30 protein-coding genes are annotated in these 21,925 nt (G+C 65.0%); 14 read left to right on the forward strand and 16 right to left on the reverse strand.

Translation table 11 applies throughout. The features are described from left to right. Window positions 1–10 precede the first annotated feature (10 nt). Together AC0L3C_RS02450 and AC0L3C_RS02455 are read right to left on the reverse strand one after the other, a co-directional pair. Window positions 11–265: a hypothetical protein gene (locus AC0L3C_RS02450; protein ID WP_018454524.1), complete on the reverse strand. Its 255-nt coding sequence runs from the start codon at window positions 263–265 to the stop codon at window positions 11–13. A 129-nt stretch (window positions 266–394) separates the two neighbouring features. Continuing rightward, window positions 395–598, reverse strand: a complete 204-nt coding sequence (locus AC0L3C_RS02455) for a hypothetical protein (RefSeq protein WP_473407045.1) — start codon at window positions 596–598, stop codon at window positions 395–397. Between the two features lie 330 nt (window positions 599–928). Here AC0L3C_RS02455 and AC0L3C_RS02460 point away from each other — a divergent pair, with 330 nt between their 5' ends. Beyond that, window positions 929–2,239: a M15 family metallopeptidase domain-containing protein gene (locus AC0L3C_RS02460; RefSeq protein WP_473407046.1), complete on the forward strand. Its 1,311-nt coding sequence runs from the start codon at window positions 929–931 to the stop codon at window positions 2,237–2,239. Window positions 2,240–2,249: 10 nt separating this feature from the next. Here AC0L3C_RS02460 and pdxY read toward each other — a convergent pair whose 3' ends face one another. The 3 genes from pdxY to AC0L3C_RS02475 are packed head-to-tail and all read right to left on the reverse strand — an operon-like array spanning window position 2,250 to window position 4,490. Next, window positions 2,250–3,062: a pyridoxal kinase gene (gene pdxY, locus AC0L3C_RS02465; protein WP_473407047.1), complete on the reverse strand. Its 813-nt coding sequence runs from the start codon at window positions 3,060–3,062 to the stop codon at window positions 2,250–2,252. 49 nt (window positions 3,063–3,111) lie between these two features. Next, entirely contained in the window at window positions 3,112–3,753 is a 642-nt protein-coding gene (locus AC0L3C_RS02470) for an FMN-binding negative transcriptional regulator (RefSeq protein WP_473277999.1), read from the reverse strand. 44 nt (window positions 3,754–3,797) lie between these two features. Further along, a complete protein-coding gene (locus AC0L3C_RS02475) occupies window positions 3,798–4,490 on the reverse strand; it encodes a TetR/AcrR family transcriptional regulator (protein ID WP_473257017.1) in 693 nt (230 codons plus the stop codon). Between the two features lie 97 nt (window positions 4,491–4,587). Here AC0L3C_RS02475 and AC0L3C_RS02480 point away from each other — a divergent pair, with 97 nt between their 5' ends. Both AC0L3C_RS02480 and AC0L3C_RS02485 read left to right on the forward strand, forming a co-directional pair. Beyond that, on the forward strand, window positions 4,588–5,253 hold the full coding sequence (locus tag AC0L3C_RS02480) for an O-methyltransferase (RefSeq protein ID WP_473277998.1): 666 nt from the start codon (window positions 4,588–4,590) through the stop codon (window positions 5,251–5,253). 163 nt (window positions 5,254–5,416) lie between these two features. Continuing rightward, window positions 5,417–5,761 carry a DMT family transporter gene (locus AC0L3C_RS02485; RefSeq protein ID WP_473277997.1) on the forward strand — a complete coding sequence of 115 codons (345 nt, stop codon included), beginning with the start codon at window positions 5,417–5,419 and terminating at the stop codon, window positions 5,759–5,761. Window positions 5,762–5,812: 51 nt separating this feature from the next. On the opposite strand, the gene AC0L3C_RS02490 is transcribed toward AC0L3C_RS02485, so the two are convergent. Together AC0L3C_RS02490 and AC0L3C_RS02495 are read right to left on the reverse strand one after the other, a co-directional pair. Then, the gene (locus tag AC0L3C_RS02490; protein WP_473277996.1) at window positions 5,813–6,127 is read right to left on the reverse strand and encodes a hypothetical protein; all 315 of its coding nucleotides are present in this window, start codon (window positions 6,125–6,127) and stop codon (window positions 5,813–5,815) included. Window positions 6,128–6,210: 83 nt separating this feature from the next. Then, window positions 6,211–6,417: a hypothetical protein gene (locus AC0L3C_RS02495; protein ID WP_473277995.1), complete on the reverse strand. Its 207-nt coding sequence runs from the start codon at window positions 6,415–6,417 to the stop codon at window positions 6,211–6,213. 111 nt (window positions 6,418–6,528) lie between these two features. Between AC0L3C_RS02495 and AC0L3C_RS02500 the strand changes: the two genes are divergently transcribed. Then, entirely contained in the window at window positions 6,529–6,807 is a 279-nt protein-coding gene (locus AC0L3C_RS02500; protein ID WP_473257021.1) for a DUF3551 domain-containing protein, read from the forward strand. Between the two features lie 18 nt (window positions 6,808–6,825). Here AC0L3C_RS02500 and AC0L3C_RS02505 read toward each other — a convergent pair whose 3' ends face one another. The 3 genes from AC0L3C_RS02505 to AC0L3C_RS02515 all read right to left on the reverse strand — a co-directional run bounded on the left by AC0L3C_RS02505 (window position 6,826) and on the right by AC0L3C_RS02515 (window position 10,373). After that, the gene (locus AC0L3C_RS02505; protein ID WP_027517641.1) at window positions 6,826–7,104 is read right to left on the reverse strand and encodes a hypothetical protein; all 279 of its coding nucleotides are present in this window, start codon (window positions 7,102–7,104) and stop codon (window positions 6,826–6,828) included. A 174-nt stretch (window positions 7,105–7,278) separates the two neighbouring features. Next, the gene (locus tag AC0L3C_RS02510) at window positions 7,279–8,277 is read right to left on the reverse strand and encodes an SH3 domain-containing protein (RefSeq protein ID WP_473277994.1); all 999 of its coding nucleotides are present in this window, start codon (window positions 8,275–8,277) and stop codon (window positions 7,279–7,281) included. Window positions 8,278–8,450: 173 nt separating this feature from the next. After that, a complete protein-coding gene (locus tag AC0L3C_RS02515) occupies window positions 8,451–10,373 on the reverse strand; it encodes an FAD-binding monooxygenase (protein ID WP_473277993.1) in 1,923 nt (640 codons plus the stop codon). 102 nt (window positions 10,374–10,475) lie between these two features. On the opposite strand from AC0L3C_RS02515, the gene AC0L3C_RS02520 reads away from it, so the two are divergent. Together AC0L3C_RS02520 and AC0L3C_RS02525 are read left to right on the forward strand one after the other, a co-directional pair. Next, the gene (locus AC0L3C_RS02520; protein WP_473277992.1) at window positions 10,476–10,940 is read left to right on the forward strand and encodes a MarR family winged helix-turn-helix transcriptional regulator; all 465 of its coding nucleotides are present in this window, start codon (window positions 10,476–10,478) and stop codon (window positions 10,938–10,940) included. 121 nt (window positions 10,941–11,061) lie between these two features. After that, the gene (locus AC0L3C_RS02525) at window positions 11,062–11,490 is read left to right on the forward strand and encodes a COG4315 family predicted lipoprotein (RefSeq protein ID WP_473257025.1); all 429 of its coding nucleotides are present in this window, start codon (window positions 11,062–11,064) and stop codon (window positions 11,488–11,490) included. A gap of 7 nt (window positions 11,491–11,497) precedes the next feature. Here AC0L3C_RS02525 and AC0L3C_RS02530 read toward each other — a convergent pair whose 3' ends face one another. Beyond that, complete coding sequence (locus AC0L3C_RS02530) at window positions 11,498–12,094, reverse strand: L,D-transpeptidase (protein ID WP_473407048.1); 597 nt, start codon at window positions 12,092–12,094, stop codon at window positions 11,498–11,500. 375 nt (window positions 12,095–12,469) lie between these two features. Here AC0L3C_RS02530 and AC0L3C_RS02535 point away from each other — a divergent pair, with 375 nt between their 5' ends. From AC0L3C_RS02535 to AC0L3C_RS02550, 4 genes are all read left to right on the forward strand, one after another. Then, entirely contained in the window at window positions 12,470–13,489 is a 1,020-nt protein-coding gene (locus AC0L3C_RS02535) for a hypothetical protein (protein ID WP_473407049.1), read from the forward strand. Between the two features lie 380 nt (window positions 13,490–13,869). Beyond that, window positions 13,870–14,100, forward strand: a complete 231-nt coding sequence (locus AC0L3C_RS02540; RefSeq protein WP_007591727.1) for a DUF6894 family protein — start codon at window positions 13,870–13,872, stop codon at window positions 14,098–14,100. A gap of 92 nt (window positions 14,101–14,192) precedes the next feature. Continuing rightward, window positions 14,193–14,582 (forward strand): hypothetical protein, encoded by a 390-nt coding sequence (locus tag AC0L3C_RS02545; protein WP_027517634.1) that lies wholly within the window; start codon window positions 14,193–14,195, stop codon window positions 14,580–14,582. A gap of 109 nt (window positions 14,583–14,691) precedes the next feature. Next, complete coding sequence (locus tag AC0L3C_RS02550; RefSeq protein ID WP_473277989.1) at window positions 14,692–14,943, forward strand: hypothetical protein; 252 nt, start codon at window positions 14,692–14,694, stop codon at window positions 14,941–14,943. A 28-nt stretch (window positions 14,944–14,971) separates the two neighbouring features. Here the strand turns inward: AC0L3C_RS02550 and AC0L3C_RS02555 are convergent, their stop codons facing one another. The 5 genes from AC0L3C_RS02555 to AC0L3C_RS02575 form a co-directional block, all read right to left on the reverse strand. Beyond that, window positions 14,972–15,157: a hypothetical protein gene (locus AC0L3C_RS02555; protein WP_018454544.1), complete on the reverse strand. Its 186-nt coding sequence runs from the start codon at window positions 15,155–15,157 to the stop codon at window positions 14,972–14,974. 175 nt (window positions 15,158–15,332) lie between these two features. Beyond that, window positions 15,333–15,614, reverse strand: coding sequence for a cell division topological specificity factor MinE (minE, locus tag AC0L3C_RS02560; RefSeq protein ID WP_007609560.1), 282 nt, complete (start codon window positions 15,612–15,614; stop codon window positions 15,333–15,335). Further along, the gene (minD, locus tag AC0L3C_RS02565) at window positions 15,611–16,426 is read right to left on the reverse strand and encodes a septum site-determining protein MinD (RefSeq protein WP_007591740.1); all 816 of its coding nucleotides are present in this window, start codon (window positions 16,424–16,426) and stop codon (window positions 15,611–15,613) included. The genes minE and minD overlap by 4 nt, the downstream gene beginning before the upstream one ends. 19 nt (window positions 16,427–16,445) lie before the next feature. After that, complete coding sequence (minC, locus tag AC0L3C_RS02570; protein ID WP_027569772.1) at window positions 16,446–17,144, reverse strand: septum site-determining protein MinC; 699 nt, start codon at window positions 17,142–17,144, stop codon at window positions 16,446–16,448. A gap of 285 nt (window positions 17,145–17,429) precedes the next feature. Continuing rightward, window positions 17,430–18,446 (reverse strand): ABC transporter substrate-binding protein, encoded by a 1,017-nt coding sequence (locus AC0L3C_RS02575; RefSeq protein WP_473257029.1) that lies wholly within the window; start codon window positions 18,444–18,446, stop codon window positions 17,430–17,432. 99 nt (window positions 18,447–18,545) lie between these two features. Between AC0L3C_RS02575 and AC0L3C_RS02580 the strand changes: the two genes are divergently transcribed. The 4 genes from AC0L3C_RS02580 (at window position 18,546) to AC0L3C_RS02595 (ending at window position 21,925) form a co-directional block, all read left to right on the forward strand. Then, window positions 18,546–19,193 carry a TetR/AcrR family transcriptional regulator gene (locus AC0L3C_RS02580; RefSeq protein WP_007591743.1) on the forward strand — a complete coding sequence of 216 codons (648 nt, stop codon included), beginning with the start codon at window positions 18,546–18,548 and terminating at the stop codon, window positions 19,191–19,193. 85 nt (window positions 19,194–19,278) lie between these two features. Continuing rightward, entirely contained in the window at window positions 19,279–20,049 is a 771-nt protein-coding gene (locus AC0L3C_RS02585; protein ID WP_473257030.1) for an ABC transporter permease, read from the forward strand. Window positions 20,050–20,079: 30 nt separating this feature from the next. After that, entirely contained in the window at window positions 20,080–21,117 is a 1,038-nt protein-coding gene (locus tag AC0L3C_RS02590) for an NAD-dependent epimerase/dehydratase family protein (RefSeq protein WP_473407050.1), read from the forward strand. Further along, window positions 21,104–21,925, forward strand: a complete 822-nt coding sequence (locus tag AC0L3C_RS02595) for a GNAT family N-acetyltransferase (RefSeq protein WP_473407051.1) — start codon at window positions 21,104–21,106, stop codon at window positions 21,923–21,925. Before AC0L3C_RS02590 ends, AC0L3C_RS02595 begins: the two co-directional genes overlap by 14 nt.

Below are 21,925 nucleotides of genomic sequence, written 5' to 3' on the forward strand. Positions count from 1 at the left end.
GGGCCCCAGATCAGCGGGCGCTACCCGTTGTCACATCAGCGGTCTTCACCTTGCGCGGCGACAGAACGCGAGCTTGGTGAACCGAAGCAACGTTGGTGGGCGCCGAGGCCTGCTGCTCGACATGCGCGGCACCGAGCACGCGCACCTGCATCGGGGAAACCGGAAAACCGTTGGCCTCATAAGTCGGCAGCTCAGCGGCGAAAGCCGCGGTGCTGCCCGCGATCGTCAGGATGGCGGCGGCGATCGACAGAGTCTTCTTGTTCATGGGTGATGCTCCTTCAGTGGAAGATTCGGAGCACATTTAAGCGCGTTTTGCTGCATTGCGACATCCGTTGTTGCAACGCAACAACGCGCCGGGTGCATGGCAATATGTTTAATGCGCGTGGGCGGGGACTCAGCCGCCGAGCACATGGCCCCAGCCGTCGAAAACGTAGTCCTTCCAGATCACGGTTCCGTCATCGCCCGTTCGGCTGGCCCGCGTGAAATCGTCGGCCTGCTCAGCGGTCCAGGTGATGATCGTATCGGAGAGCTGGTCGTGCAGGATGGCGGGCTCGCTGGGATCGAAGGCGTCCATCGGACGAAGCGAGGAGTGCGTCATGGGCGCCTAACGCGCCGACCGTGACAAGGTTGCGCAACGTGTGGGTGAAACACCCTTACGGCGACCCGTGCCAGAATATTCGCCCTTATCGAATTTTGCACACCGCCCGCGCGCAAGCGCCGGTGGAACCGTGATGGAACCCGCGTTGCCCCCGCGCAACACCTGGTCGAAAAGCCCGCTTTTGCCGAATTGCGCCATTGCGCCGCCACACCGTCCTCCGAACAATCGACGCGCGGCGTGCCTTTTCGTGCAAGACTGTTTGGCCAAGACTGTCTGGTCAGACTATTCGGAGAAGACGAGGTTCAACAGAACCGTTTGGAGGCAGGGATCATGAATGATCGGCGGTCTCTTCTGGTGGCGGTCTCCTGCCCCTCGGCGGTTCTCGCCGGCTGGCTGGCGCTTTCTTTGTCCGCGTATGCTCCTGCCCTCATCGAGAACAGCGGCGCCAATGCTTCTGCCGTCTCGCGCGCTAAGGATCTTGGCCGGCTCGACCTCGCCGACATCCCGCACGCTGCGGCCATCGAGGACGGCGTCGCCCTGACCGCCGATATCGCGGCCGCCGTCGCTGCGACACCCTCGATCGTAACCACCGAAGTGGCAGCGCCCGAGGCCCCAGCTCTGGCCATCAAGCTCGCCTCGGCCGACCCAGTGCTGATCTTGCCGACCGAGGCGCCGCTCGCGCCGCAGATTTCGCCTGACCCAACACCAGTCGCCAGCGAGGTTGCTCCGGCTCCGGCGCCGGAGCCCGTGATAAAGCTCGCATCCGCCGATCCCACTGAGATCGTGACGACGGACGCGCTGTCGCCCGCGACGATCGCGACCGGCCCCGCGCCTGCCGCGAGCAAGGCTTCGCCGTCTGCGGATACGACCGCGGTACTCGACGAATGCTACGTCATGGAAGCCTGCATCGACCGCTATCTCTGGGCGCTCTACCAGCGCACGCCCAAGGAAGACTCGGTCAAGGTCGAGGATCGCCGCGCCGTCACCGTCAAGCGCAAGGGCAAGATGGTAACCGTGATGCGCAGCTTCACGAAACTGGTCGACGAGGACTTTGGCTGGAAGGATCCGAAGGCGGCCGACCGCGCCGGCATGTCGATGATGGACTACGTCATCGGCGGCATGGACAAGAGTTTCAAGAAAAAGCTGTTTCGTACGTTGCTCGCGGCTGAGGCTGCTGGGCTTTCGCCGGGCATCACCAGCGCGTTCCGCGACGACTATCGCCAGTCGATCGCGAGCGGCCTGAAAGCCGCCTCCGACCGCTCCTATCACGGCGGCAGCACGCGCGGCGGCTACGGCCACGGCATGGCGGCCGACATCGTCAGCACCAAGGGCGACAACCGCGCGCAGCGCTGGGTCTCGACCGAGGTGCTGTGGAAGTGGGTCGATGCCAATGGCAAGGCGCTCGGCATCGGCCGACCCTATCTCGGCCGCGATCCCCCGCATGTCGGCCCGGTCGACGGTACGGAATACGTCTCGCGCCGAGGCACGTCGGACCGTAAGGAAGCCAGCGTCAAGCCGAGGAAGGCGCGGGCCGTGGCAAGCGCAAAGCCGCCAAAGGCGAAGGCACAAGCGACGCGCGAGCAGAGGGTCCCGGCGAAGCCGCAGAAATCAGCGCAATCGGCCGCGAAGCGCGCGACCTGAGCATGACGGTCTACCGTCCCGGCGTCGGCAGCGGCACGAGCCGCATCTCCGCGGTGCCTGCTTCCTGCGTGCGCACCAGCACTGCAAAGATGGTTTCGACTGCGAGCCGTACCGCCGCCTCGATCGCTGTGCCCTTGGCCAGATGCGCCGCAATCATGCCGGTGAGGAGATCGCCGGTGCCTGAGGGGCGGATCGGCAGGCGCAGCGTCGCAAAGCGCGACAACTGACCGTCGGCGCACAGAATCGTTTCCACCTGCCCTTCCGCCGTATCAGTGAGCGTGCAACCGGTGGCGACCACGTCGATGCGGCCGGTCCCGGCCAGCGCCGCGCACGCCGCGCGCAGGCCCTGCACATCCGCGATGTCGAGGCCTGCGAGCAGCCCGAGTTCGAACTGGTTCGGCGTGGTCAGATTGGCGACCGGCAGCAGCCGGTGCCGGACCACGTCCAGGATGCCGTCGGCGACGTAGACCCGGCCGTCATCGCCGATCACGGGGTCGCAGAGATAGACCAGCTTCGAATTGCGGGTCAGCGCCCGCTCGACGAAATCGGCGACGACAGCGGCATTGCCGGACGAACCGAGATAGCCGGTGACGAGGATCGCGGCCTCGTCGACGAGATCGCGCTCCTCGACGCCTCTGAGCAAATCTGAAACAAGCTCTGTCTCCAGCACCCGCCCGCGCAGGCTCGGATAACGCGGATGGTTCGACAGCAGCGTTGTCGGCACCGCCGCGACATTCACCCCTTCCGCCTGGATGGCATAGGCGGCGGCGCTGTTGCCGACGTGACCGTGGACCACCTGGCTTTGAATGGAGATGACGAGCATGAAAGAGGTCCGTAGGGTCAAATGCCGGAGCGCGCAAGAGTAGCCCGGATCACGAACCGTGGTACCCAAGCCCCGGCCGCAGCACTTGCATCTTCCGCGCCAGCCGCCGATGCCCGCTCTCCTCCGACCGTGCCAGCCGGCCGGCGACCGCGACGTGGTCCGCATCGCTCTTCTGCTGGTTGAGCTTTGTCTGCCCCTCGACGGTATCCACTACGAGATCGATGACGCGAATGGCGGCCAACATGGTCTCGCGCTTGTCTGGCTCCATCTGCGCCAGGTCCCATGGCGTCTTCGGCAGCCGCGCTTCGGCGACCGCGAGTAGCGCATCGCCGTGCCTGCGGTTCTCCTCGAGCCCGCGCCGATGCGCCACGCCCGAGAGGTGCACGGCCTCGTAGAGCCAGGTCGAGACGTTGTCGCGCGAAGAATACCAGTCGTTGGAAATGTAGGCGTCGTCGCCGGCAACGATCAGCAGAAAGCGCCGCGCGCCATCAGCGAGCGGAACGAGCGGATTCCCGGCGGTGAAATGGATTTGCACGATCGTGCGCCCCTCGCGTTGCTCCAGCACGAAGGGCACATGCGAAGCGCGCGGCCCGCGCTCATCCGCCGCGACGATCATGCCGAAGCCGCGCTGGGTTGCGAATTCCAGCGCTTGCTGCTCCTCGATGCGGAATTGGGGGCGGAGGACATGCATGGCGGGGCGCTCGTCGACTGGCTGGAGGACAAACCGAGGCTAACTCATGATCCGGTCAAGTCAGAAGCGATATTGGCCCGCAAACGCGGATGTCGGGAATGATCTCGCCGCCGCGCCAGCTCATCGATATAGGCGCAGAACATGTCGGCCATTGCGTCGGCATGATGCGCGATCTCCGCCTCGTTGCGCGGTGTCTCCGAGAACTGCTTGCCAACCTCGCTTAGCGTCGTCTTGATCAGCTCGCCGGCAAGCTCCCGCGTCGCATCCGGCGCGTTGGGCAGGGCCTCCCGCATGAAGGCCGCGACGATGCCGTTACCGGCGGCCCGCGCGTCGTGTGCTTCGGGCGCATCGCGATAGAGCGGCGCGGCGTCGCTGAGCGCCGTGCGGATCGCAGCCTCCTCGCACTCGGAACGAATGAAGGCGTGGACCAGCGCTCGCAGCCGCACCAGTGGCGGTTTCGCCCGGTCCGCCAGGATGCCGCGCAGGAGCTCGCTCGTGCGCCGCCACTCGTCGCTCTGGAGGCGGAACAGGATCGCCGCCTTGTTCGGAAAATATTGATAGAGCGACCCGACGCTCACCCCGGCCCGTTCGGCCACCCGCGCCGTCGTGAAACGCTGCGCCCCCTCCTTGGCAAGGACCTGAACAGCCGCGTGCAGAATGGCCGCCACCAGCTCGTTCGAGCGGGCCTGCTGCGGCTGTTTTCGTGAGGAAACTGAACGGCTTCGGCGATCGGCCATGGCGCCCTCGGACAATGCGAATAGCGAATGCGACGAATTAGTCGTATTTCAATTCTCACGCAAGCACGCGCCTCGCGACGACATCTGGAGACTACACATGACCACCCCTACCATCATATCACTTGCACCACTGCTCGATCGTCTGTTCGACCAGGACGAAGCGGCGCGCGGCGCGATGCGAGCCGCGTTCGCCGATGTGACCGACGCCGAACGCGCACGGATGATGCGGAGCAAGACCGCTTACCGCGACCTCTACGGGCGGCTGAAGGACGCACCGCTCGCAGTCTCCCGCGAGACCGGTCACCTGCTTTACATGCTCGCACGCAGCTCCCGCGCTAAAGCGATCGTCGAGTTCGGCACCTCGTTCGGCGTCTCGACCCTGCACCTTGCCGCGGGCTTGCGCGACAATGGCGGCGGCCGCCTCATCACCACCGAATTCGAACCGTCCAAGGCGGCCCGGGCGCGCGAGAACCTCGCGGCCGGCGGGCTGCTGGATCTCGTCGAAATCCGCGAAGGCGACGCGCTGAAGACGCTTCAAGTCGACCTGCCCGACACGATCGATCTCGTGCTGCTCGACGGCGCCAAGGCGCTCTATCCCGATATCCTGGATCTGGTCGAAGGCCATCTCCGACCGGGCGCGATCATCGTCGCCGACAACGCGGACGACAGTCCCGACTACCTGGCGCGCATGCTCAGGCCCGGAAGCGGCTACATGTCCACGGCCTTTGCCGAGGATGTCGAACTCTCCGTGCGGATCAACTAACGCCACCACCAATGGGCCGCCGCGCGAACCATCGCGCGGCGGTTTCGTGCTGCGCTCCGCCGTGTCGCAGGCTCGTCACTGACACGTGATAGCTGGACCCGGGCAAACGTCATTTCCCCGTACCGCGCGGTATCTTTCTTTGCGCAACACGCCCGAGCCCGTGATGACTTCGGCCTTCAATGCCTACGCAGCGCTTGCCCTCGCTATCGTCCTGGAGGTCACGGCGTCTGCCTTCCTCCAGCAATCCGCGCAGTTCACGCGGCTGTGGCCGACACTGGCGATGGTGCTGTTCTATGTCGCCTCGTTCTACGCGCTGTCGGTCGCGATCCGGATCATCCCCCTGAGCATCGCCTATGCGATCTGGGGCGGGGTCGGCATCATCCTGACTGCAACGGTCTCCTTCGTGCTGTTTCGCCAGATGCTCGACGCTGCGGCCTTCGTCGGCATCGCGCTGATCGTGTCCGGAGTCGTGGTCATCAACCTGTTCTCGGCGGCCACGGTGCATTGATGCCGGCAAGGCCTCGGCTTGGCGACGCCCTCTCGGGCAGCCGGCTCACACCTACTGGCTTTGCGACGGCGTGGGAGCACGCCGCCTGGATCGCTTCGCGCCAGGCTTGGCCGCAGCTCCAGGCGGCGCCGTGTCGACCGATTCCAGATAGGCGGCAAGTGCCTTGGCTGTGGCCGAACTGGTTGCGTAATGGTCCTTCAGGAACCAGGACAGCGTCAGGTTGAAGCGCCCTTTGGCGAGGCCGCGCGGGCTGCGATGGCAGGTCGCGCATCCATCGGCGAAGAGCTTTTGCGGCGACTTGCCGGCATCGAGATTTTGCGCGGCGGCAATTGTCGCCGTCAGGACGGCGGCGGCTGCAAGAGTCATAGTTGGAAGACTTATCAGGCGCGCGGTCACGCCGCGCCCCGATCGAATGTGCGAAATCAATGTCGTCCCTGCCCGTCTTGCGGTCAGGCCGCCAATAGCTGATCGAATTCGGGCGGCGCGTAGGCCTTGCCGTCCTGGTCGGTGATGACGACCTTCCACCCCTCGCTCGCCCAAACCTTCGCCTTCGCGACGATGAGCAAACGGCTCTCGCGGGCAAAACTGCACTTCTCGTTGTCGCGTTCTGCGACCATCTTGTAGGCCAATGCGCATCCCCTTGCGTTGCCCTGCACCCGCTCTCGTCGTGGCAGCGGGCTTTGGCGGCAATTCGCCGGGAGCGTGGCAATTTGGTGCCATCCGCGGCAGCATTGTGCTTTGTTCCGGCTGAGCGAGGGAGATCGATCGTGCGCCGCATCATGAATGCGATTCTGCTTCTCGCGGGCTTGTTTGGTGCGGGCCTGCCCCGCGCAGCGCCGACAGCTGCGCAGACCTACGATCCGCGTCATCCCGTCTGCATCGAGATCTACACGATCGACGGCCGCAGCATCGATTGTAGCTTTGCGACAATGGCGCAGTGCGCCGCGACCGCGTCCGGGCAGTCCGCCCAGTGCTACGCCAATCCCTATGCCGCGCAGAGCCGGCAGCTGAGCCCGGTTCCGTCGCCGCCGCGACGAAGCCGATAGCACAGGTCTGCGCTCCGATCAGTGGACGCGAATGATGTGGGGGCGGCCAAGATCGATCAGCCCCTGCACCGCCGAGAGGCGGTCGTCGAGGGCTGCGATGGTCAGCAACAGATTGTTGCGGCGTTCGTCGAGAAGGCCCATCTCGGCGCCGGAGAGTTTGGTGCTCGATCGCTCCTTGTGAATCACCTCGAGAGATTGGCGCAATCCGGCAATCAGCCCGGACAGCTGCTTGGCTTCCTTGGTCATCGACCGCTTCGCGACATTATGGCGGCGCGTCTCCGCCTGGTTCTGTCTCATCGTCGTCATCCTCCCGTGCCCCGCTGCCCCGAGTGGAATGCTTACAGCTTTGAGTAGACATATTACGATCGATGAAATCTGTCCGCGAAGAAGCTTCTTAAATTGTACGCGCACGGAACCCGGTCCGCCCCGAGCAGAAAGCCCGGCGCGAGGGCCGGGCTTTCGTTGGTAAATTTAGTGCTTTTGGTGGCCGCCACCGGGACCGCCGGCCGGCGCACCGCCGCCGTGCGGCGCGGCGTTGATGTGAGGTGCGCCGCCACCAGCGCCATGAGGCATCGCAGGCGCAGCCGCGCGCGGCGCCGGCATCTGGGCATGAGCATTCATCGGCGAGCCGCGGCTCACATTGGGCTGGGCCATATGCGGCATCGCGGGCCGGCTTGCGGGCGCGGCTGATACACGCGGCGCTTCGTGTGCGCGCGCCATCGGTTGCGCAGGCACACCCGCGCGGTGTGCGGCCTGCTCGTGCATGATGCGGGCCTGTGCATCGCGCGGATTGCGGCCCTGAAGATTGGTCCGCTCATGCGCGATGCGGTCAGCTCGTCCCGCACGGCTCCGGTCCGTCGTCACCGCAGTCTCGTGCCTGGCGATCGCGGCGTCGTGTCGTGAAGTCATGGTATCACGGCCGGAGACCGCGGCCGCGCCCTTAACACTTTCCTTCGCATTTACCTTGGCATTCGCACCGTTGCGCCCGAGTGCGACCGCCGCATCGCGCGTTGCCGCGCGGCCGATGCGAGCCGCGCGCGGATCGATCGTCATCCGCATCGCGTCGCGCTGGTGCGAAGTCCAGTAGCTATTCCAGTGGGCATGCCGCCGATACCAGGGCCGCCCCTGATAATAGCTCGACCAGTACGAGGTCAGCACGAAGGGGACGATCGGCACGTCGATCTCGTCAACATAGTCGGGGAGATAGACGTAGTGATTGCGGTAGAGATATTCGAGATATTGCGACGACACCCAGCCGCGGTCATCCGAGAAGCTCACGTCGCACCAGGCATTGCCGCGCAGGCAACCATGGATGTCGACGCGGGCGCCCTCGGGGATGCGATCGACCAGCGGGAAGCCCGGACCCGGCCCGGCGCGCAGGCCGGTCGAGACGGTGACCATGCCCGGTGCGGCCAACGCGGCCGTCGGGGCGAGCAGCAATGCGGCTAACAACACGCTTCGGAATTTCATGGCGTAGTCCTCCTCTTTCGAGTCGGAACGCGCAGGCACAGCGGGCGTTCCGCGTGCGAAGATCTCATTCGTCAAAAGATCGAGACGTATACCGCGCGCGGTTCAATATTCATTCGCCGTTCATCGACACCGCACGGAGAGAGAGCCTGCGGGTGCGCCGGCGACCTCACTCGTCAGTTCACTTGCAGCATGAAGGCGTCGAAGTACGCAGCAAGCGCAGCAAAATCATCGAGCGGCAGCACGGTCGCGACATACTGATCCGGCCGCACTACGACCATGCAGCCCGCCCTACGGTCGATGCCGCGCATGGTGAAAACGTCCTGACCATTCTTGAGGTCCGGACAGAACATCTTCTCGTAGTCGATCAGGCCGTACCGGCCCTTGCGCGGAAGCAGCAGCGCGGGCATCGCCTCGACCGCGAGCTCGCGATGATCCTGCTGGAACACCGCCCGCAGGTCGATCACGCTGTCGATGTCGGCGGCCGCGGGCGTGTAACGCCGGACCGGCGACTCCCGCGCCTCGGAGAGGAAATTGCACAAGGCGCGAATGGCCGAGCCGGCGGCTGCCGGATCATCAGCGCCGGAGAAAGCGTAGATGCGGAAGCGGCCATCCGCCGGCGCGGCGTGCCCGAGATGCACCGGCTTGGCATCCGCAAGCCGGATCACCGGTGCGGAATGAAAGCGCGTCCCGATGACGAAACCTTGCGCGAGATGCTGATGGGAGGTCGCTCCGGTCAGAACCGACGGGCGGTAATGCGTCGCCGTGCCCGCGGTGTAGCGGCCGTGCTTCACGAAATAGTCCTGCATCCTGGCGGCGTCGGCGCCGCCGGTCTTGGCCGCGGACGCAAGAATCCCCGCCCATTCGCGATCGAAATCGATCAGCTCTTTCGCAACCGCCTGGCGCTCCTCCGAATAGGAATGCAGCAGGCTCGGCGCAGACTGCTTGCGCAAAACGGCAGCGAGCTTCCAGCCGAGATTGAAGGCGTCCTGCATCGAGACGTTCATGCCCTGCCCCGCCTTCGGGCTGTGGGTGTGGCAGGCATCGCCGGCGATGAAGATCCGCGGCAGACGCGTGGCGATATCGGTCTCCGGCACGTCGTCGAACTTGTCGGTCAGGCGCTGGCCGATCTCGTAGACCGACCACCACGCGATCTCCTTCACATCGAGCGTATGCGGCTTCAGGATCCGCTGCGCTTTCGCGATCACGTCATCCGCGGTGATGTTGCGATTGGCGACGCGCTCGCCGATGTCGAGCTTGGCGAGCTCGACATAGAGGCGGACCATGTAGCCGCCCTCGCGCGGAATGATGAGCAGGCTGCCGTCCTTCGCCGACTGGATCAGGGCCTTGAAGCGGATGTCCGGAAAATCGGTCACCGCCAGCACGTCCATCACGCCCCAGGCATGATTGGCGGAATCGCCAAGCAACTCGCGGCCGATCGATCTGCGCACCATGCTGCGAGCGCCGTCGCAGCCGACGACGTAGCGCGCCTTGATCGTCTCGACCTTGCCCTCGTTCTCGGCATCGACCCGTTCGAGCCGCGCCGTCACGGCATGGTCGGAGGGACCCGCGGCCGGATCGACCCGAAGGTCGAGCAGGCGCCGGCTGTAATGGGGCTCGAGCCTCGCCGGCGCCTTGCGCATGACGTCGAGAAAGCCGTCATGGATGCGCGCCTGGTTGAGAATGACGTGCGGGAATTCCGACAAACCGTCCTCGACGTCCTGCACCCGGCCGCTGCGGACGATATGTTCCGGCGCCCGCTCGTCCGGCTTCCAGAATGTCGTCTCGTTCACCCAGCAGGCTTCCTTCAGGACGCGCTCACTGAATCCGAAGGCGTGGAACATCTCCATGGTGCGGCATGCGATGCCGTCGGCCTGCCCGACCAGCAGGCGGCCCGGCTTCTGCTCGACGATGCAGGTCTTGATGTCGGCAAACTGGGCAAGCTGGGCCGCGAGCGTCAGGCCCGCAGGGCCACAGCCGACGATGAGGACATCGACCTCGTCAGGCACGCCCCCCGTTGCGCCCGAACCCTGAATGCGCGCGGCGGGATCGGCGATCTCAGGGTCGCCCGGCTGAAATCCATTGAGATGGAATTGCATGAGCACCTCTCCCGGATACGCTCTGTTTGGATATTGCTCAGTATGCTGACTATCAGTATACTTGTCAACGACCCGGCGGACCTGCCCCAACGGAGAAATTCGGTGAGAGACAACAACGACATGCCCGGACATCTGGCGCGCCGATTCCAGCAGATTGCGGTCGCGGTGTTTCTGGCCGAAGTCGGGGATGCCGGGTTCGACCTTACGCCGGTGCAATACGCCGCGCTCGCGACCATCAAGGCTAATCCTGGGCTCGACCAGGTGACCCTCGCAGGATTGATTGCCTACGACCGCACCACCATCACCGGCGTGATCGACCGCCTCGTGCAAAAGGGGCTCGCGGAGCGCCGCGCCTCGCGCCGCGACCGGCGTGCCCGCGAGCTCGAGATCACCGACGAAGGCCGCCGCACGTTGCGCAAGATCACGCCGGCCGTGGAATCCGCGCAACGCATCATGCTGCGCGGCCTCAGCGCGAAAGAAAGTGAGGAGCTGATGCGCCTTCTGCACAAGGCCATCGCCGCCGGCAACGAGCTCAGCCGCGCCCCGCTGCGCGAGGCGCAGGCATAACCCCCGTAATTCTACCGGTAATTGTCGCAGTGTCGCGAAACCAGGAACTAACCTTCGCCTGTTACGGTCGGCCGCATTCAGCGTTTAACGCGCGATTAACTTTGCCGGTCTGGAGTTTCGGATGTTCAGGTTCCTCATTGCGGCGGCGGCCATCGCGCTCTCGACCGCTCCGGCACTCGCGAACGGCCATGGCGGCGGCGATGCCCCTCCTCCGCCGAAGCCCGCGACCTCACCGGCGAAGGTCATCCTGACCAAGCAAGGCCCCACGCTCGTCGACCTCAACGGCATGACGCTCTACTATTACGAGCGCGATACCACCGGCAAGACGTCGAACTGCAACGGCAAATGCGTCGAGAGCTGGATTCCGCTCTCCGCAACGGCCGATGCCAAGGCGATCGGCGACTTCACCGTGATCAACCGCAACGACGGCAGCAAGATGTGGGCATATCGCTATCGTCCGCTCTACACCTCGCCGGCCGACAAGGCGCCGGGCGAGGCCAACGGCAATGCCACGACGCTGCAATGGCGCATCGCCCGTCCCGAGAACTAGGGCGACCTCACCCGCGCCAGCTGGGTCGCGCCTCGACTTGCGCGTTCTGTCCGGGCGGCAGCACCACGACCGTTGAATTGAGCTTCACCCGGTCATAGAGATCGATCACGTCCTCGTTGCGCATCCGGATGCATCCCGACGAGATCGCCTGCCCGATATATTCCGGCTGGTTGGTGCCGTGGATGCGGTAGAGCGTGTCCTTGTTGCCGGCATAGAGATAGATGCCGCGAGCACCCAGCGGATTCGCGGGACCACCGGGCACACGCGCCGGATAGGGTCCGAGCCGCGCCTGGATGTCCGCCGTCGGAACCCAGTCCGGCCATTCCGCAAGGCGACCGACCCGCGCGACCCCGGAGAACGCCATGGCTTCCTCGCCGACCGCGACACCGTAGCGGATCGCCTTGCCTTCGGGCAGCACGAAGTAGAGGTAGCGCGCATCGGTATCGACCAGGATCGTGCCCGGCTGCTCCTTGCGCGGGTAATCGACGATATGACGAAGATATTGCTCGGGCACGTTCGCCTGCGCGTACGGCGTATGAGCGAGTAACTGCCGGTCGCGCGGCGTCATGCTTGCGTCCGTCGATGGCGAAAGCGTCGTCTGCATGCAGCCGCCCAACGGAAGCATGGCAAGGACGAATAGAACGAATAAGGATCTTGGCACCGCCGGCCCCGATAGCGATAGCAGCACCCCCAGCGACCCCAGATGCTGCCAAAATCGTGCTGAAAACAAGGCATGGCGGAACAATTGCGCGTGTTTTCTGAGGCGGGTTCCATCACCACAAACGGCGCAAGAGCGTCGCACAGTCTCCATCCCCTCGCCTTGCTTTGGTCAAACCCGGCTGGACTCGTGCGTCATGTGCTTGGGCCTCGGGAATTGGATGGGCTCACCTCACGGATCTGCTCGCGCGAATGCGGACGGCCAACACTTCAACTACTCAACACCCGGGCTTCAAAACACCCGGGCTTCAAAGGAGCTGCGATGCTCGCGACGCTGAACTCTCGGCAAATCGTCGATGAGATCGTGAAGGACACGGTCACGAACAACGACCCGCACGACGCGGTGCAGATTTCGCCTGACATTGTGCTGGCCTCGCGCCGTCTCAGCGTCGCGCCCGCGCTTGCGCCTGAGATCACGGCCCGTCCGGACCCCAAAATAGATCCGGCGTTCGCGCTGAAGTCCAGGATGAACCCGGAGCCGAAGTTCAGTCCCATCGCGGAGCCGCAGGCGGCAGCGCCCTCGGTCGACACCGCCGTGCGCGTCGCGCCCGGTGATGGCCTCAGCCGGCAGAAGCGCTCCTCGGCCGGCAAATGGCTGCGCGGCGCGTTCGTCACGATGCTGTTTGCGGGCGGAAGCGCGGCCGCCACTGTCGCCTGGGAGAAACATGGCGACACCGCAAGACAGATGCTCGCCGAATGGACGCCGGCATTGGCGTCGCTACTGCCTTCGACCTCGGAGACGGCACCGCTCGCCGCCGCACAGGCTGCGCCGCCTGCGGACCAGGCCGCAACGGGTCAAGCCGCCACGGATCAAGCGGTCGATCAATCTGCGGCTCCGCCTGCAACCCAGGTTGCAGCAGCAGTGCCCACGGCAACACAACCCGATCCTGTACAATCGGTGCAGTCGATGACGCGCGATCTCACCGCGATGGCGCAACAGATCGAGCAGCTCAAGGCCAACATCGCCGAGTTGAAGGCCGGGCAGGAGCAGATGGCACGCGAGATGGCGAAGCCGCCGGCGCCGAAGCCGGTGGCCGATGCGAAGCCGCGCGTCGATCCGCGCGCGCAAATGTCCGCGCTGCCGCCGCGGCCCGCGGCGCCGCCGGTTCGCAAACCGAAGCCGGTCGTGTCGCACACCTACATGCCGGCTTATTCCCCCGCGCCGCTCGCACCGCCGCCGCCCTCGCAGGCTGCCGCGGTTCCGCCGCCGGCCGCCGTGACGACGCAAGCCGTTGCCGACGACGACGGACCTGTCGTGCGCCCGCCAATGCCGCTGCGCTGAACCATCGCCGCGCCACGACACGAAAGCGTCGCGCCAAGAACGCTGTCCGAGTCGATGTGATGCGTTGACTCCGGATGACTACGGGAAGCGATGCTTCGATCGTTTTTGCATCAAGAGAAAAGGCCGTCGGGATCTATGCCGGCGGCCTTCTCTTGCAGCTGCCGGTTCCCGGAGCCCGGTTCTGCTGCAATTTCATGCCTCATGATCACGTCGACATATTTAATAAAATCTTAACACGCTTGAATCTTGCACATCATTTCTGCGCCATAAGCACAGAGATTGCGCGCGCCGTTCATTCGATAAACATCGACTCAGTGGTACCATCGGTCATGTGTTGAAACGTCGACCCGAAGCTCAATTCGTCATACCGGGGAATTCGGATGCCTTACTATTCCTTCGATCTCGTGGTTGGTGAAGAGTTCAAGAACCAGGGCGGTATCATCCTCGAAGACATCGAGGTCGCCTCCGATCGCGCCGTTCAACTGGCCACCGAGCTGTCGCAGGTGAAGCCCGAGCTGCAAAGCAAGGGTTGCGCTGTGCGCGTCACCGACCGCGATCACAAAGAGGTCTATCGCACGCCGCTTGATCCGGTGCCGGCCTGGCGGCGCTAGCTCGCCGGCCGTCTTCGCGGCCGCACGCTATCCCCATTGCGGAGCGGCGCGCCAGCCGTTAGCCTTCCCGAAAATTCGGGGAGGTACCAAGGATGCGCACTGGTTTTCTGATGACGGCCCTGTTGCTGCTGGCGGCGCCGGCCCAAGCGGCCGACCATCCACGTTCGACCTATGTCACGTTGGTTTTGCAAGCGTTCGCCGCCAAGGTCGAATGTCCCGGCACCGATGTCGTCTACCAGGATCTGGTGCAGAAGGCGGAGCAGATGCAGCTGCCCGAAGGCACCACCGAGAAGGTCCGCAAGGCGATCGCCTGGATGCACACCGGCGGCAAATTGGGCGAGAAGCAGGACGACGATCTGATGGCCGAGGTCGCGGTGGCCACCCAGGCGACCGACCTCAACCAACGCCGCCTCGGCATGCCCAGCTGGTGCGAGGCCCAGAAGACCAACCTCGCCGGCCTGATCCGCAGCAAGGGCGGCTAGCGTGATCGCGCGGCGTTAAGCACGCCGCGCCGGAACTTTCGCTTCGGCCAATAATCGTCACAATCCTCGCCAGCATGCGGCTCTCTTCGAATTCGAACAGGGGAGCCCCATGCGGATCAACCATGTCCTTCTTGCCGTGGCGTTTGCCGTCGCCATGACGCCGACTGCGCCCGTGCTGGCGAAGAATTCCGATACCCAGAAGGGCGAGGACAAATCGACCTCGTCGTCATCGTGTAGCGCCTATCAGCAGGCGCCGGACGGCTCGTGGGAGCCGCTCCCCTGCAAGGAGACCGGCGAGCGCTCGCAGCCGCAGACGCAGCATCGCACATCACCGCAGGGCGCGGATCGCGGGGAGCATTGAACGCGGGGAACCTTGACGCGCGAGGGTGTCAGCTCTGGTGCGGACCGCGGATGATCTTCATCGCGTCGGCGATGTGACGCCACTCCTTAGCCTCATCGGCCTCGCCGCGGCCCTCGCAAGCCCTGGCCTGTTCGGCGGCCTTCGCGATCGCCGCAAAACCATGCTGTTCCAGCATCTGGCGCGCGACGGTGTGGACCTGGACCTCGGTCATCATGGGCGTTCTCCCGTTTGACGAAACCGCGGTGCATCGCGCCGCCGCGGGTTGTTCACAACGATTGAGCCCCGGACCTCGTTCCGCAGCGTTCCCGTCCGCGCGCAAAAGGCGGCCCGCTATGCCCAGCGGACCGCCTTTTCACCCACCCCAATTTGAAGCGTCGCGGCCGAAATCCCTATCCGGCCGCCGCGCGCCTGCGCTCGAAATCGTTGGGCACCTCGATATCGACCTCGAGGGTCGAGACCTCGTCGCCGCGATCGAGCCGGACGATGACCTTGGTCGGGTCCAGCGTGACGTGCCTGGAGACGACCGCGAGAATTTCCTCACGCAGCACACCGAGCAGATCGGGCTGGCCGCGCAGTCCGCGTTCATGGGCAAGCAGGATCTGCAACCGTTCGCGCGCGACGGGTGCAGAGGCCTTGTTGCCGCGGAGAAGCCGAAGCAGACCCATGCTCATGCGGCCCTCCGTCGCAGCAGGCGGTCCATGAATCCCTTGCGCTCGGTCGGCACCTGCATCGGCACGGTGTCGCCGCACAGCCGCCGCGCCGCGTCGATATAGGCCCGCGCCGGGGCGCCTTCCGCGTTCGAGAGCGTCACGGGCGTACCGACATTGGAGGCGCGCAGCACGTCCTGGCTCTCCGGGATGATGCCGAGCAAGGGTGTTGCAAGAATTTCGAGAATGTCCTCGATGGTCAGCATCTCGCCGCGCGCGGCGCGCGAGGGATCATAGCGGGTGATGAGAATGTGCTTCTCGACCCGCTCGCCCTTCTCGGCCCGCACCGTCTTGGAATCGAGCATGCCGATGATGCGATCGGAATCGCGCACCGAGGAGACTTCGGGATTGGTGACGATCACGGCTTCGTCGGCAAAGCGCATCGCCATGGAGGCGCCGCGCTCGATGCCGGCCGGGCTGTCGCAGATCACCCAGTCGAAACGGCTGCGCAGATCGTCGATGACCTTGCCCACTCCCTCTTCGGTCAGCGCGTCCTTGTCGCGGGTTTGCGAGGCCGGCAGCAGCCAGAGGTTCTCCAGCCGCTTGTCCTTGATCAGCGCCTGCGGCAGCTTTGCGACACCCTGCACCACGTTGATGAGGTCGAACACGACGCGGCGTTCGGCGCCCATCACGAGGTCGAGGTTGCGCAAGCCGACGTCGAAATCGACGACCACGACCTTTTCGCCGCGTTGCGCGAGCGCAGCCCCCAGTGCGGCGGTCGTCGTCGTCTTGCCGACGCCCCCCTTGCCTGACGTCACGACCAGTACCTTGGCCATCTCAAAAATCTCCTTCTGGTCAGTTCAGCGCAGTAATTCGCATGGTGTTGCCCTGCAGCCAGGCTTGGGCCGGCTTGCCGCGCAGGGCCGCGTCGATATCGTCGGCGGTCTGGTAAAAACCATCGATTGCAAGCAGTTCGGCCTCGATCTTCTGACAATAGATGCGTGCGCTCGTGTGACCGTTCACGCCCGCCATGGCACGGCCGCGCAGCGCGCCGTAGATGTGAATGGAGCCGCCGGCAACGACCTCGGCGCCGGAGCCGACAGACCCCAGAATGGTGACGTCGCCTTCGGGGAAGATCACGGTCTGGCCGGAGCGCACGGGGCTTTCGAGCAGCAGCGAGGTCGGCTTGGTCTCGACCTTTGCCTCAACCTTCTTGGGCGCACTCGGTTCGACCACGCAGCTCCGCCCGCCCGAAAGCAGCGGCGGCATCATGGGCGTCAGCCGGCCCTCCTCCACGCCCTCGATCCCGAGCACGCGGATGTTGCGGTCCTGAAGGCTGGTGAGCAGATGGCCGATGCCGGACTGGCTGAGATCGACCGAGGACAGGTCGATCACCACGGGCCGGCCCGCGAAGAAGCCCGGCGAGCGCGCGATGGTGGTGTCGATCTCCTGCAGCCAGTCCTGGATCGGAACCGTCGGCACGAACACGAAGGCCACATAGGAGCGCCCACGCAAGCGCACCATTTGGCGTTGAGGTTTTACTGCAGCCTCCATAGCGGCCGACTCGTTCCCTGTTATTGAATGGTTAACGATGCCGCCGATATGGTTAATGGCCGGTTAATTTCTCCGTGGGGTTACGTGGAGGCGGGCTGGCCGGCGGTGGCTCTCGGCGACGGGCAGCCACCCCCGATCTCCGGTGTCGTCCTGGCGAAAGCCAGGACCCATACCGCGGGATCCATCGATGCGGACGGTGGGAGCACCGAACCACGAGTCTTCGCCAAACCGCGCCCTGGGGTGATGGGTCCTGGGCTTTCGCCAGGACGACGATAAGGAAGCCCCCTACTTCTTGACCTTGCTCGCATCCATCTTGATGGCGGGATCGAGCATCCTGGTCGTGAACGCCGTCGTGACGTCGAACGGCTTCTCCATGCCGAGATAGGTCTGGACCAGCTCGTAGTCCTTCTTCATGCGCTCACCGTCGATCCAACCGAGCGCCTTCGTCGTCGTGAATTCGTCCGTCATCAGGAACTTGATGCGCTCCCACTGGCGCTCCTGATTCTCCTTGTCGAGACCGGAGACCTGATCGAGCAACGCCTTCAGGCAGGGCGCGGCGTCGGCGACGCAAGTCGCGAACGCCTTTTGCGTGACCCGCACGAACTCCTCGACCAGCTTCGGGTTCTTCTGCAGATAGCCGCCGTTGACGATCAGCGAATTGCCGTAAGGGTTGAGCCCGATGTCCTTCCAATTGACGTAGCCGAGATCGCTCCCGAACTCGATCACCTTCAAATCGTGCTCGTTGTAGAAGTCGCTGATGATGTCGACGGTATGGCTCTTCAGCGCGGCGATCTTCGCCGTCGGCCCGACATTGACGAAGCCGACGGAGTCCGGGGCAAGCCCTGCGGCCTTGGCGAAAGCCGGCCACATCACGCGCGAGGCGTCCCCGGGCGGATTACCGATCTTGTGGCCGGCAAAATCCTTGACCCCGTTCACGCCGTAGCTCTTCAGCCAGTAGAAGGTCTGGCCGGTGTTGGCGTAGACGCTCATGACGGCAACAGCGTCAGCGCCCTTGCTCTTCGCCACCAGCATGGTGGCGAGATCGGCGACGCCGAACGGCGAGCCGCCGGAGCCGACCTTGGCGGCGGAGACGCCGGAGCCCTTGCCGACCTCGATGGTCAGATCGATGCCCGCCTTCTCGTACCAGCCTTGCGCCTTGGCGTAATAGTACGGCGAGTGATCGGCCGTCGGTGCCCAGTTCAGGATCAGATTGACCGCCTCGCCCGCGGTCGCGGGCACGACTGGTGAACCGAGCATCAGGGCCACAGCCAGAGCCGAGCCCGCCGCCTGCAAACGCTTCATCGCATCTCTCCTCGTGCCCGCGACCGGCTTGTCGCTCTCCCCCTGTGAGGATACCAATGCAACAAGGCCGCCCTCAACTTGTCAACTGTTTGGTTGGAAATGCCCGCAAAACGTTCAGGCGACACCGTGCCGCAGCGGCGCGACCCGGTCGCCACCCGCAAGAAGCTGCTCACCGCGGCGCGCGAGGAGTTCGCCCGGCACGGCTTTGCCGGTGCCCGCGTCGACGAGATCGCGGAGCGCGCCGGCGTCAACAAGCAGCTCGTCTACCATTATTTCGGCGACAAGGACGCGCTCTATCTTGCCGTGCTCGAATGGGTTTACGCCGATATTCGCGAGCAGGAGCGCCAGCTCAATCTCGAAGGCCTGCCGCCTGAAAAGGCGATCCGGAAGCTGATCGAAGCCTCGTTCGATTACCTGGCGACGAACCCCGATTTCATCGTGCTTCTGAACGACGAGAACCGCGGCGGTGCCCGCCACGTCCGCGGTTCGACGCGGCTGGAGGCGATGCATTCGCCGCTGGTGAAGAGCGTGTCCCACATCCTTCACGAGGGCGTCCGCGCCGGCATGTTCCGCAAGGGGATCGACCCAATCCAGCTCTATATCTCCATCGCGGGCCTCAGCTATTTCTATCTCTCCAACACACCGACGCTGTCGGCGATCTTCGGCAAGGACCTGTCGAGCCGGGCGGCGCGGCGCGCCCGCCGCCGGCACGTCGCCGATCTCGTACTGCATTCGCTCCGGCCGTAATCAACCAACTGGTTGAAACTTCCCTCCGGGACGGTTAGGCTAGAGACCAGGCGGCAAGGTGGCCGGCGGCAACAGGGAGCAACCGGTGACAGGAGACGGCGCCCGCAATACGCGCAGCTTTGCGGTCATCCTGATCGTGCACCTCGCCGTGCTCGTGCTCTGGCAGGTCCTGGTCGATGCCTTCCACGTGCCAAAGTTCATCCTGCCCTCGCCGCTCGCGACAATCCAGACGCTGGGAACCGCGAGTTACGCCTGGGGCGCCAATACGCTGGTGACGGCGATCGAGATCCTCGGCGGCTTTGCGCTCGGCGCATTCGTCGGTGTGGCGCTGGCCGTCATCTTCAGCTGGGCGCCGCTGATCAGCCTCGTACTGCTGCCGCTGTTCGTGACGCTGAATATGATCCCAAAGGTCGCGCTCGGTCCGCTCCTCATCGTCTGGTTCTCCTACGGCATCGTGCCGAACATCCTGATCGCCTTCAGCATCTGCTTCTTCCCGATCCTGCTCACCACCGCGCGTGGCTTGCGCGAGGTGGAGCCGGATCTGCTCGACCTCGTCAAATCGCTGCGCGGCTCGCGCTGGACGCTGTTCCGCAAGATCCAGCTGCCGGGATCGCTGCCTTACATCTTCTCCGGCATGAAGGTCGGCGCCATCCTCGCGGTCGCCGGCGCCATTGTCGGCGAGTTCATCGCCTCCGAGCGCGGGCTCGGCTACCTCATGATCCAGGTGCAATCGTCGCTCGACACGCCCGCGATGGTGATGGCTGTCGTGCTGCTGACGCTGCTCGGGGTCGCGCTTTACGGCTTCGTGCTCGTCCTCGAACGCATGTTCGTGGTCGGTGACGCAACACCGACTTGAACGGCAAAGCCAAGACCAAGGACCACGACCATGCTCCTGACCCGCCAGACACTACCGAAGACCATCCCCGATATCGCCGCGCTCGACGATCTCCTGTGCCGGCCGACGCAGGCATTGATCGACGACCTCGCCAGGGTCGAGGGCGACATCACAATCCTCGGCGTCGCCGGCAAGATGGGGCCGACGCTGGCGGGGCTTGCCAAAGCCGCAGCGCCCGATCGCCGCGTCATCGGCGTCGCCCGCTTCAGCGACGCCGGCGTCAAGGACTGGCTGCATGCGCGTGGCGTCGAGACCATCAGTTGCGACCTGATGGACGAGACCGCGATTCAGGCGCTGCCGAAGGCGCCGAACATCGTCTTCATGGCCGGCCGCAAATTCGGCGCGGAGGGCGATCTGTCGCTGACCTGGGCGATGAATGCGCACGTGCCGGCGCTGGTCGCGCAGGCCTTCCCGTCATCGCGGATCGTGGCGTTCTCGACCGGCTGCATCTATCCCTTCGTCCCGGTCGACGGCAAAGGCTCGAGCGAGGACATGGCGCCGAACCCGCCCGGCGAATACGCCCAGTCCTGCGTCGGCCGCGAGCGCATGTTCGAGTATTTTTCGCGCAAGTTCGGGACGCCCGGGCGGCTGTTCCGCCTCAACTACGCGATCGACATGCGCTATGGCGTGCTCCACGACATCGCATCGAAAGTGCTCACGGGCACGCCGATCGACGTCAGCATCGGTCACGTCAATTTCATCTGGCAGGGCGATGCCTCGTCCCAGGCGCTGCGCTGCCTCGCGCATTGCACGGCGCCGACCTCGTCGATCAATGTCAGCGGCCACGAGATCTTGGCGGTGCGCGACCTCGCGGCAAGATTCGGGGCGAGGTTCGGCCGCGCGCCGGTGCTGACAGGAACCGAACAGCCGACGGCGTGGCTGACGGACACGTCCAAGGCAGTCGAGCTGTTCGGCCTGCCGGTCGTCGACACCGATCAGCTGATCGCATGGACCGCGGATTGGGTGTCCCGCGCCATGCCGAGCCTCGGCAAGCCCACCAAATACGAGGTGCGCGATGGACGCTACTGACGATCCGGCCATCATCAAGCTCGGCGTCGACGATGCGATCGCCGGGCTCGTGCTGTCGGCGGAAGCACGCTGGAACCAGACCGAGGAGGACTGGCGCATCTTCCTGCACGACGGAATCGTGTTCGGCATCCGCGACGGCAGACGGCTGGTGGCAACCGCGGCCCTCCTGCCCTACTCCAGCAAAAACGCCTGGATCAGCATGGTGCTGGTGTCAGGCACCCATCGCCGCCGCGGCCTTGCAACGCGCCTCGTCGATGCCTGCCTGGAAACCGCCCGCAGGAACGGCCTGACAAGCTGGCTCGACGCGACGCCCGACGGTGCTGCCGTCTATGGGCCGCTCGGGTTCACGCCGACCCTGCAATTGCGCCGTCTCAAGCTGGTGAAATCCGCGTCCGCATCCGGGCAGGCACCTTCATCCGCGACGCTCGACGCGCTCTGCGCGCGTGACCGGCGCGCTACGGGCCTCGATCGAACCGCCCTGCTCTCCAACTTCGCTCAGCGTCCCGGCTCACGCATCGTTTCCGCGAACGGCGCCATCGCGCTGGTGCGCGACGGACGCACCGCGCGCCATATCGGCCCGCTCTTTGCCGACGACGCCGCAGCCGCGCTGACCCTAGTCGATGCCATCGCGCGATCGGAGACCGGGCCGCTGCTGCTCGACGCCGTCGCGTCGCACACCGCGTTCCCTGACGGATTGACCGCATCGGGCTGGAGCATCGAACGGCCGTTCCAGCGTATGCGGTTCGGCCCCGCCAGTGCCGCGGGTGAGGACATGCCATTCGCCGTCGCCGGCCCTGAATTCGGATAG

It is taken from the genome of Bradyrhizobium sp. WSM4872 (genome assembly GCF_055811715.1).